This is a genomic window from Bradyrhizobium pachyrhizi (genome assembly GCF_001189245.1).
Taxonomy (GTDB): Bacteria; Pseudomonadota; Alphaproteobacteria; order Rhizobiales; family Xanthobacteraceae; genus Bradyrhizobium; species Bradyrhizobium pachyrhizi.
The window spans coordinates 39,019-49,591 of the sequence record NZ_LFIQ01000079.1 but is presented as its reverse complement, the minus strand read 5'-3'; the positions used below and the strand labels follow the sequence as shown (position 1 = coordinate 49,591).

10 protein-coding genes and 1 riboswitch are annotated in these 10,573 nt (G+C 65.2%); of the genes, 6 read left to right on the top strand and 4 right to left on the bottom strand.

Features of this window, described 5'->3' with window-relative positions:
- Positions 1–982: ABC transporter substrate-binding protein (locus tag AKL29_RS17505; protein WP_244482110.1), on the top strand; the 982-nt coding region annotated here is incomplete at its 5' end.
- Positions 983–1,112: 130 nt separating this feature from the next.
- Here the strand turns inward: AKL29_RS17505 and AKL29_RS17500 are convergent.
- The 3 genes from AKL29_RS17500 to AKL29_RS17490 form a co-directional block, all read right to left on the bottom strand.
- Positions 1,113–4,181, bottom strand: coding sequence for an alpha-mannosidase (locus AKL29_RS17500; RefSeq protein WP_050385005.1), 3,069 nt, complete (start codon positions 4,179–4,181; stop codon positions 1,113–1,115).
- Between the two features lie 180 nt (positions 4,182–4,361).
- Positions 4,362–4,889, bottom strand: a complete 528-nt coding sequence (locus AKL29_RS17495; RefSeq protein ID WP_028332597.1) for a PRC-barrel domain-containing protein — start codon at positions 4,887–4,889, stop codon at positions 4,362–4,364.
- A gap of 335 nt (positions 4,890–5,224) precedes the next feature.
- Positions 5,225–5,602, bottom strand: a complete 378-nt coding sequence (locus AKL29_RS17490; protein ID WP_028332598.1) for a PRC-barrel domain-containing protein — start codon at positions 5,600–5,602, stop codon at positions 5,225–5,227.
- A gap of 282 nt (positions 5,603–5,884) precedes the next feature.
- On the opposite strand from AKL29_RS17490, the gene AKL29_RS17485 reads away from it, so the two are divergent.
- Both AKL29_RS17485 and AKL29_RS17480 read left to right on the top strand, forming a co-directional pair.
- The gene (locus AKL29_RS17485; protein ID WP_018273044.1) at positions 5,885–6,622 is read left to right on the top strand and encodes a response regulator; all 738 of its coding nucleotides are present in this window, start codon (positions 5,885–5,887) and stop codon (positions 6,620–6,622) included.
- Between the two features lie 2 nt (positions 6,623–6,624).
- Positions 6,625–7,980 carry an ATP-binding protein gene (locus AKL29_RS17480; protein WP_050385004.1) on the top strand — a complete coding sequence of 452 codons (1,356 nt, stop codon included), beginning with the start codon at positions 6,625–6,627 and terminating at the stop codon, positions 7,978–7,980.
- 29 nt (positions 7,981–8,009) lie between these two features.
- Here the strand turns inward: AKL29_RS17480 and AKL29_RS17475 are convergent, their stop codons facing one another.
- Positions 8,010–8,207 carry a hypothetical protein gene (locus AKL29_RS17475; protein WP_028332600.1) on the bottom strand — a complete coding sequence of 66 codons (198 nt, stop codon included), beginning with the start codon at positions 8,205–8,207 and terminating at the stop codon, positions 8,010–8,012.
- A 365-nt stretch (positions 8,208–8,572) separates the two neighbouring features.
- Here AKL29_RS17475 and AKL29_RS17470 point away from each other — a divergent pair, with 365 nt between their 5' ends.
- The 3 genes from AKL29_RS17470 to thiS all read left to right on the top strand — a co-directional run bounded on the left by AKL29_RS17470 (position 8,573) and on the right by thiS (position 10,548).
- Entirely contained in the window at positions 8,573–9,109 is a 537-nt protein-coding gene (locus tag AKL29_RS17470; RefSeq protein WP_050385003.1) for a lytic transglycosylase domain-containing protein, read from the top strand.
- Between the two features lie 108 nt (positions 9,110–9,217).
- Positions 9,218–9,359, top strand: a riboswitch (TPP riboswitch).
- Positions 9,347–10,360, top strand: coding sequence for an FAD-dependent oxidoreductase (locus tag AKL29_RS17465; RefSeq protein ID WP_050385002.1), 1,014 nt, complete (start codon positions 9,347–9,349; stop codon positions 10,358–10,360). Its footprint overlaps the riboswitch before it by 13 nt.
- Positions 10,351–10,548: a sulfur carrier protein ThiS gene (thiS, locus tag AKL29_RS17460; RefSeq protein ID WP_050385001.1), complete on the top strand. Its 198-nt coding sequence runs from the start codon at positions 10,351–10,353 to the stop codon at positions 10,546–10,548. Before AKL29_RS17465 ends, thiS begins: the two co-directional genes overlap by 10 nt.
- Positions 10,549–10,573 lie beyond the last annotated feature (25 nt).

The following is a 10,573-nucleotide window of genomic DNA, read 5'->3' as shown; positions in this document are numbered from 1 at the left end:
GAACAAGCCCGACGTCGGCGTCAACATCGCGCGCAACTGGTACGACAACGACAAGGTCGACGCGATCCTGGACGTGCCGACCTCGTCGGTCGCGTTGCCGATCTCGGCGCTGACGCGCGAGAAGAACAGGATCAACATCAATTCCGGCGGCGGCTCCTCCGATATCACCGGCACCGCCTGCTCGCCCAACACGGTGCACTGGACCTATGACACCTACGCGCTGTCGAACGTCGCCGGCAAGGCGATGGTCAAGCGCGGCGAGGACACCTGGTTCTTCGTCACCGCCGACTACGCCTTCGGCATGGCGCTGGAGCGCGATGCCGCCAATGTCGTCAAGGAGAGCGGCGGCAAGGTGCTGGGCGACGTGCGTCATCCGCTCAACTCGTCGGACTTCTCGTCCTTCCTGCTGCAGGCGCAGGCCTCCAAGGCCAAGGTCGTTGCGCTAGCGAATGCCGGCGGCGACACCACCAACGCGCTGAAGCAGGCTTCCGAGTTCGGCCTGACCCAAGGCGGCCAGAAGATGATCGCGCTGCTGCAGGAGATCACCGACACGCATTCGCTCGGCATCAAGGCCACCCAGGGCCTGATCGTCACCGACGCCTTCTACTGGGACATGAACGACGAGACCCGCGCCTTCTCGAAGCGCTTCAACGAGAAGGTCGGCCATATGCCGACCATGATCCAGGCCGGCCTCTATTCGGCGACCATGCATTACCTGAAGGCGATCGAGGCCATCGGCACCGACGAGGCGCCGAAGGTGATGGCCCAGATGCGCGCCACGCCGGTCAACGACTTCTTCGCCAAGAACGGCCATATCCGGATTGACGGCCGCATGGTGCACGACATGTATCTGTTCGAGGTCAAGAAGCCCGAGGAATCCAAGGGCGAGTGGGACCTCTACAAGCTGATCGCCACCGTGCCCGGCGACGAGGCGTTCCGTCCGCTCGACAAGGGCGGCTGTCCGCTGGTGAAGTCGAACTGACGGCTACGCCAGACCGGATCGCATCTAGCGATGCGATCCGGTCTCTCCGCGCAAGCCGAGCTATAGCAGACGGAATCCCGCGGCTGCCAATGCCGTGCCCCGCAAGCCGGGGCGAACGTCGCTGCAAGCATTACGCCTGGAAGACCCGCAGCGTTGCGATCTGGAATGGACGCAGCGCCAGGCGGCATCCCCGATCCTCGGTCGGCAGGGCCTCGATGCGGTCTTCCAGGGTGTTGCTCATCCAAACTGACGCAATGTCGACGCCGAATTCGAGCGCCGCGGGGGTGCGAATGCCTGCGCTCTCGTAGAGCCGCACCACCCAGCCGTCTCCATCCTCAGCGGGCTTGATCGTATCGACGATCACGTTGGCCGGGGACGCGGTCAGGAGCGATCGTCGCAAGGGCGCGCGTGGTTTTCCCTTCGTCCACAGCACCGGACGCTCGAACCGCAAGGCGCGCCCGACCGTGTCCGCGCTGCGCCAGTCGCCGTGGTGGGGATAGATCGCATAGCGCATCCGGTGCCGCCCGATATCGGCCTGGGGATCAGGCAATTCGGAGCCGCGCAACAGCGTCAGCGCGAGCTGGTTGCCGAACGCCGAATAGCCGTGACGGCAGTCGCTGAACAGCGACACGCCGAAATCCGGCTCGGCGAGATCGGCCCAGCGATGCCCGGGCACCTCGTACTTGGCCGCATCGGCATCCGTGTTGGCATGGGTCGGACGCTCGGTTGCGCCGAACATGGTTTCATAGGTTGCGTTCGATGCACGGCAGGCGATGGGGAACATGACCTTCAGCGCCGTCTTGCGCTCCTGCCAATCGACCGTGGTTTCGAATTCGAGATGATCTGCGCCGGCATCGAGGCGGATCACCTGCGCGAGCCGGCTCGTGCGGCCGAGCCCGCGCTCGAAACGGACTTCGCCGCGCAGTCCGCCATCCGACAACACGGCGCAGCTTACCTCCCCTGTCACCTCGCGCGCGGTCTCGAGCGCGAACGGATCGATATCCCATGCCTCGAAATCGAGCGGCCGGTCATCGAGCAGCAGCAGCCGGGCGGCCGGTAATGCGAAGGTCTCGCGGCCGGTCGCAACATGCAGCAGCGACCGAACGAGCCCGCTGCGATCAATGCGCGCTTCGAGCCGCGCGTTCGACAGCACGAATCCGTCCGGATCGGCGGCGACCACCACACGATCGCCGGTCGTCGTCGTTTCGCCCGCCGCAAACGGCGCGGCGACGATGTGACGAAGCTCGCCGTCGGGGTCGGACGCGACCTCGGCGCGCGCGCAGCCCAGCGTGTTGACGGGTGTCCAATTGCCGTCTTCGGGATCGCACAGTGTCGCCAGCACGGCTTGCGTGCGACGCCCGGCCTCCTCCGCCACGCCGGCGAGTTCGACCTCCGCACGTTCATAGACCTCGCGGATGCTGCTGCCGGGAATGATGTCGTGGAACTGGTTGACCAGCAGCGTGCGCCACAGCACTTCGATCTCCTGTGCGGATGGTGCCGGTTGCCGGCAGACAGCCGCGACAGTGGTCACGAATTCGAGTGCCTGGAGGCCGGCCTCGCAAGCGCGGTTGAGACGCTTGGTCTCGGCCTGCGTGGTGTAGGTGCCGCGATGATATTCGAGATAGAGCTCGCCTTCGATCGTTGCCAGATCCGGCGCTGATATCGCCAGGCGGTCGAAGAACTCGTCGACGGAGCGAATCTGGATCCGCGGTAGCCCCTGCAAGTCCCTTGCGCGCTGCAACGTCTCGAGCATCGTCTCGTCGGCACCGCCGCCCCCGTCGCCATAGCCGAACAGATAGAGTGCGTCGGACGAACGGTCGGCGTCCTTGTAATTGGCGGCGTGATAGCGGAGCTCCGCGACCTGCGCCGATCCGTTGTAGGTGTCCGCCGGGGGGAAATGCGCGAGCACCGTGCTGCCGTCCAGTCCGCGCCAATGGAAGCTGTGATGCGGCGGTGAGGTGAACTTGTTCCACGACAGCTTCTGGGTCAGGAAGCGCGACATCCCCGCCGACTGCATCAGCTGCGGCAGCTGGGCGTCGTAGCCGAACACGTCGGGATTCCAGAACACGCTGGAGCGCGCCCCGAACGTTTGCTCGAAATAGCGCTGACCATAGAGGAACTGCCGGCAGATCGACTCGCCCCACGGCAGATTGCAGTCCGGCTCGATCCAGCTGCCGCCGACCGGAATCCATTGGCCGGCGGCGGCCTTGGCGCGAATTCGGGCGAACAGGTCAGGGTCATTCTGCTCGATGACGGCATACTGATAGGCCTGCGAGCAGGCGAACTTGAAATCGGGATAGCGCTCCATCAGCGCCACCGCCGTGGAGAAGCTGCGTTGCGCCTTGCGCCGGGTTTCCGCCAGCGGCCACAGCCATGCCGTGTCGAGATGGGCGTGGCCGATCGCCGACATCTCGTGGGTGATGCTGCCATTTCGTGCCGCGAGCAGGCCATCGAGGATCGCCCGCGCCGCCGGCCATGTCGCGCGGTCGTCGGGATCGGTGATGTTGCAGATGCGGTTGAGATCGTGCAGCAGGCGCCCCGCCCAGGTCCGATCCAGCGCCGGCTGCGCCGTCTCTCCGACAGCTCCGTATGACCTCGACTTTGTCGTGGGATCGCGGTCAGCCTCGAGCTGGCGCAGCACCTCGTAGTCGAAATAGAATGCCGTGGCCTCGGGATCGAAGCAGCGCAGCTCGCAGGCGACCAGCGCGTAGGCCTGCGGATCGCTCCAGAACGCACCGAACAGGCCGTTGCAGGCCACCTCCACATGGAAGCTGATCGTCTCCCCTCCGCTCGCCGACTGAACGAGCGGCGCGATGTGGCGGCCGGGATTGAGACCCTGCGAGGAACGTCCGTTGAGCCAAAGCAGCGCTTCCGAGCGGCTGTCCCAATACAGATCCACGCGCGAGCCGGCCCAGTCCTGCGGCACCTCGGCCACGACCCGCACCCAATAAGTCGCCCAAAGCGGTCCCAGCGTCTCGCCCAATGGGACCGGCCGATAATCGAGCTTGAGCGCGTCCTCGAGGCTGATCCGCTCGGTGGGACCGGCAAGCGCGAGCGAGGTGACCGGCACTCGGCCGGCATGAAGCTTCTGTTGCAGCCGCTCCGCAAAGCCTGCCAACCGGCGCCGCGTGTATTGCGGGTAGCGGCCGCGAATCCGGGCTATCGCGGGATCGCCGCCATCGCGGTCCCTGTCATGCATCGGATTCTTCAGCCATTTGACGAATGATCACGTAAGGGTTGATGATGATTGCGACGCGCTGTCCGAATTGGATCGCCTAACCTACTCCCTACACTCTTCCCAAATTTTATCCATCCGGCCAGCAAAAAGCGCGCCCGGCAGCAACCGGACGCGCTCTTCTCTTGCAGGGGACGCGACGCGTTAGTCGGTCGAATACTTGAATTCCGGCATCGCCTTCAGCTCATCCTTGCTCGCATTGAACACGGCGTGATCCGGATACCAGGGATTCGGCTTCGACGTCGCCGCCGCAGGCGCGGCGCCCGTGGTGGTCGTCTTGCTGGTGCTGCCAGCGCCGGTGTTCGAGGCGCCGGTATAGGCGATCGGCTCGCTCACGAACTTCACCTTGTCGATCGGGACCGCGACCAGGTGCTCGCCGACGCCAAGGAAGCCGCCGACGCCGATCACGACCGCCTTGATTGTACCGCCCTTCTCCATCAGCAGATCATTGATCGAGCCGACGCTTTCATTGGCGTCGTTGTACACGCTGAGGCCGACGACCTTCGACGCGCGCCAGTTGCCCTTGAACGAATCCGGCGACGTGGCTGATGTGGCTGACGTCGACGCCGCAGGAGACATCTTGTCGCCCTTATCGGTTGGCGTCTGCGCAACGGCGACGGTTGCAAGCAGCGCGGTGCCGGCGAGGCCGGCGATGATGGATTTGACCAACATTGATGGCTCTCCTCTCGCAAAATCGATGCTGGGAAAACCCGTCATCTTCGCAACCGTTCCTAACGGGCCTGCGCTCAAAAGCCGCTTGGATGGCCGAGGAACAGGGTGAGGACCTTCAGCGCATGGAACGCTGCGCCGCTTGACGAGAGCGATCGTGATCTCACAAGTGAGCTTGCGGTTGAGCCTCACGACTGCGCCGGACGCGCAGTCCATGATGTGACGATGTTTGGCTCACTAAGTCGTCCCGGCGAACCGCGCTGCACAAGCCGCGCGCTCGCCCCGGCGACCGCATCATCGATCGACGAGCGTCGTCATGCGCGCATGTTGGCGCGCGCTCAGAAGCCGCCCCAATAGGGCGGCACGCCGTAGAAGCGATGCAGCTCGACTTCCTGCGAGCGATCGCCCCAATCGAAATCCTTGTCGGCACGGAACGACGGCGCGCGCTTCAGCTCCTCGTCCTCGATGTCGAGCTCATAGGCCTCGAACTTCGGGTTGTAGTGCAGCCGGCCCCAGGGCAGCGGGATCAAATTGGTTCCAATGCCCAGGAAGCCACCGAAGCTCAACACCGCGTACGATACCTTGCCCGAGATCTTGTCGATCATCAGCCGCTCGATATGGCCGATCATGTCGCCATTGGCCCGGCGCACCGCCGTCCCCTCGACCCGGTCGCTTGCAATGAGCTGATGCGGCCTGGTCCCGACCTCGACAGCCATCTCACCCTCCTTGACCTGAAAGGGAAATAACGCGTCGCCGGGGTAACGGGTTCCGCCCCCGGATGCGACAGCCGCCCTGCCCTTTCTCCGGCTGCCATGGCGGCCAGGGCGCTGTCCCGGGAGGGTTCTGCCCGCATTCCGGGGCATCAGGATTGATGAAAGAACGATAACTTTTCTCCCTGCCGCCGACCTGTTAACCCGGATAGCCGGGCAAGATTTCAGACACACACTGAAACAAAATTCCTGAGCCGCTTTCCCCGAATCACGGACAAAAAGATCGGTATGACCCAGGCTGCGCCCAATATCCTTGTCGTCGAGGACGACCGCGAGACGCGGTCCCTTATCGCAAAATATCTCCGTACCAATTCTTGTCATGTCACGACCGCCTCCGACGGCCGCGAGATGGCCAAGGCGATGACCGACCACCGCGTGGATCTGTTGGTGCTCGACGTCATGCTGCCCGGCGAGGACGGCCTCAGCCTGTGCCGCAAGGTGCGGGCGGAATCGCAGACGCCGATCATCATGCTGACCGCGCGCGGCGAGGACGTCGACCGCATCCTCGGCCTCGAGATGGGCGCCGACGATTACCTGGCAAAGCCGTTCAACCCGCGCGAGCTGCTGGCGCGGATCAACGCGGTGCTGCGCCGGCAGGCCGCCGCGCGCAACGCCAGCGCGATCGAGGGCGCGACCACGCTGACCTTCCTCGGCTGGCGTATCGACATCCGCCTGCGCGAGCTGCGCAACCCCGAAGGCGCACGCGTCGCCATGACCAGCGCCGAGTTCGACCTGTTGCGCACCTTCTGCGAGCGGCCCGGCCGCGTGCTGTCGCGCGACAGCCTGCTCGACCTGACCCAGGGCCGCAGCGCCGGCTCGTTCGAACGTTCGATCGACGTGCTGGTCAGCCGCATCCGCCGCAAGATCGAGCCCGATCCGCAGGAAGCCACCATGATCAAGACGGTGCGTTCCGGCGGCTATGTGTTCACGCCGAGGGTGGAGGCGGTTGCCGCCACGAACAACTGACCATGAAGCTGCTGCGCGTGCTGAGTCTGCGGGGGATCGGCGCCCAGATGGCGGCGCTGGTCGTCGTTTCGATCGTCGCGCTGCATTTGATCATCACCGCCACCTTCCTGATCCATCGCCCTGATCGGGTGGAGCCTTCGGACCGCTGGCACACCCAGCTCGCCGCCGCCGCGCAACTGCTCGGGCATGCCCCGGCGTCGGAGCGGCCGCGGCTCGTGGCCGACGTCGCCCGTGCCTTCCCACAACTTGCGATCAGCGACCTGCCGGCCGATGCCGGCGCGCTCACCGAAACCGACACGCCGAGCCTGCACGCGCTGCGCCGGCTCGGCGCCGGCTATCGCATCTTCCTGCTGCCGCGCGAGGCTGGCGGCACGCCGCATGACGGCGACATTCGCCGCGTCGCGATCCGCCTGCCCGACGGCGCCATGTTCGCCGCCAACCTGACGCCGGATCAGCACATGCGGCCGTTCTGGGGTGGACCGTGGATGATGACGGTGCTGTTCGCCGTCATCAGCGTCACCCTGCTCGGCCTGTGGGCGGCATGGGCGCTGACCGCGCCGCTGTCGTCCTTCGTCAAGGCCGCCGAGACCTTCAGCCTGAACGGCGCCGCCGCGCCGCTGCCCGAGCGCGGTCCGGAGGAGATCCGTTCGCTGGCCCGGGCGCTGAACCGGATGCGCGAGCGCATCACCGCATTGATCGACGATCGCACCAAGATGCTGGCCGCGATCAGCCATGACCTGCGCACGCCGATCACACGGATGCGGCTGCGCGCCGAATTCATCGAGGACGAGACCCACCGCCACCGCATGCTGCGCGACCTCGACCAGATGCGCTCGATGCTGGAATCGGTGCTGTCGTTCCTGCGCAATGACCGCAAGCTCGAGGAGATGACGCTGGTCGACATCGCGAGCACGCTGCACCTCGTCACCGATCAGTTCGCCGACATGGGACACAAGGTCAGCTACGCGGGCCCGCAGCACGCGATGGCGACCGCGCGACCGGCCGACCTGCATCGCTGCATCACCAATCTGGTGGAGAATGCCGTGCGGTTCGGCGGCGAAGTTGCCGTGCGCCTCGACGTCAGGCCCGACCGCCTCGTCGTCGACATCGAGGATGACGGGCCCGGCATTTCGGATGCGCACAAGGCGAGCGTGCTGGAGCCGTTCGTGCGCGGCGACCAGGCGCGCAACATGGATGAGGCCGAAGGCTTCGGCCTTGGTCTGTCGATCGCCAACGCCATCGTGCTCGCGCATGCCGGCACGCTGTCGCTGCACGATCGCAAGCCGCACGGGCTCGTGGTCCGGATCGAATTGCCGGCGCGGCAACAGCAATTGCAGCGGCAGAAATCCGCGGCCTGATCAGCCGAAGCTGATGCGATGAGGAGACGTCAGGCGGCGAGCGGCGTAATGAGCTCCGCTTCCTCGTAGATCGCGATGGCCTCGAAGCGGTAATTGCAGGCGCGGCAATTCCACAAGAACGAGGAGCGGCCTTCGCTGTGCTCCACCCAATCAGGGCGGGCGATCGGCTTGCCGCATTGCGCGCAGGGATTTTCGCGAGGCATATAGCCGGTGTCCTGACGGACCATGGCGCATCTCCCGAATGTTGTTTTTTGCGTGCTTGCAATGGACAGAGCTGCTGACTGAACGCTCGCACGCTCTGTCGTGGATGAAGCTTAGACCTTCATTGAATCGTTTGCACGACAAACTGCTGTGGACAGCGTGCGGCAAAATTAGTCAGAAAAATTAGAAGGAAATGGCAGGCCAAGACAATTTTGGCTGAAACGGTTGAAGGAAGCATCCGTCTTGCAATCGCGTCGTCCTTTCACCCCATGACCGGAAAATCACGGATGCATAACGTTCGCTGATGCGAAGGTTTTGCCACATTCCTGCCCGCTCGCCGTACCAATGAGACCGCAGAACCGACGCGCATCTGAAAGCCCGAGCGATTGAGATGAAGACCGTACAAGCCCTTGGCTGCCTTGCCGCGATCGCGCTGCTGGCGTCCTGCGCGAGCGCGCAGGCGCAATCGCGCGCGCAATATGAGGCGATGGTGGCGGCCGAGGCCCAGGCCAACCTCGTGCCGGAAGAGCTGGTGCATCGCGTCATCGTGCGCGAGAGCAAGTACCATCCGCAGCTGATCGGACGCGGCGGCACCATCGGGCTGATGCAGATCAAGCTCGGCACTGCACGCGGCCTCGGCTACACCGGTACCGCCGAGGGTCTGCGCGATCCCCAGACCAACCTCAGATACGGCATCAAGTACCTCGCCGGCGCCTATCGCGCCGCCAATGGCAATCACGATCGAGCCGTGCGTTATTTCGCGGGCGGGTATTACTACGTCGCAAAGCGCCAGCGCGGCGATCACCTGAAGGAAGCGAAGCATGGCGGCGCGGGTGCACCGCCGAAGGAATTCGCCAAGTCGGAGCACAAGTCGGAGCAAATGACGGCCGATACCGCCGAGCCGAAGCCGGAACAGGCCGAAAAATAGCACCGATCGCGTCCGCGCAGCCCCACGGCGCGTGCCGGCCATCCTCGACGCCGCCTGTCAACGCGTCTGGCATACAAGTTGACACACGAGCCCATCCGCCTACATTAGGGGCGTTCCGAGGGGTGCTCCGAAGGAGGAGCTGAGATACCGCAAGCTTGGACTAGCCAGTAGGCGAATAGTCCGGGACCGCGGTGACCCTTTGAACCTGATCCGGGTCATGCCGGCGAAGGGACAGGGATGTATCAGACGTCAAGACCGCGGGGGGATTCCCCCGTCTCCATCATCGGCGCAGGCATAGCCGGCGCCTGGCATGCACTCTTGCTCGCAGAGGCCGGACGTGCCGTCACCCTGCATGAGCGCAGTGACGCCGCGATGACGGAATCCACAAGCCACTGGGCCGGCGGGATGCTGGCGCCGTGGTGCGAGGCGGAGGCCTCCGAGCCGGCAATCTCCCGGCTCGGCATCCGCTCGCTCGCGCTGTGGCGGCAGCATGTTCCGGAAACCCCGTTCAACGGCTCGCTGGTGGTGGCGCATCCGCGCGACCGCACCGATTTCGAGCGCTTTGCCCGCCTCACCACCGGCCATCGCCGGATCGACGCCGAGGGCGTTCGCGCGCTCGAGCCATCGCTCGAGGGCCGTTTCCGTGACGCCCTGTTCTATCCCGACGAGGGCCATGTCGAGCCGCGCCGCGTGCTGCCGCGGCTGCATGCCGCGATCGCCAAGGCCGGCGGCGCCATCAAGTTCGGCAGCGACGCCGAGGCAGCCGATCTCGACGGCGTCGTGATCGACTGCCGCGGCCTTGCCGCGCGCGACCGCGAGCCGAGCTTGCGCGGCGTCAAGGGCGAGATGATCATCATCGAGACCTCCGAGGTCGAGCTGGCGCGCCCGGTGCGGCTGATCCATCCGCGCTGGCCGCTTTACGTGATCCCGCGCGGCGACGGCCGCTTCATGCTGGGCGCGACCTCGATCGAGGCCGAGGACAACGGCGTCAGCGTGCGCTCGGCGCTGGAGCTGCTCGGCGCCGCCTATGTCGTGCATCCGGCATTCGCCGAGGCGCGCATCGTCGAATTCGGCGCCGGCCTGCGTCCGGCCTTTCCCGACAACCTGCCGAAAATCAGGATCGAGCAGGAACGCATCACGGTGAACGGACTCTACCGTCATGGCTTCCTGCTGGCGCCGGCGCTGGCCGAGCTGACGCTCGCCTATCTTTCGCGCGGCGAAATCGACAATGAGGTGATGCAATGCGCGTGATCGTCAACGGCGAGCAGCGGGAGATCAGTGCCGTCAGCGTCGATGCGCTGCTGGCCGAGCTCGACTATGAGGGCACGCATTTCGCGATCGCGCTGAACTACGACGTGGTGCCGAAGAGCCGCTGGGCCGAGACCACGCTGAAAGCCGGCGACGAGATCGAGATCATCACGCCGCGGCAGGGAGGGTGATGATGGCTAGCGCACACACTCTCCC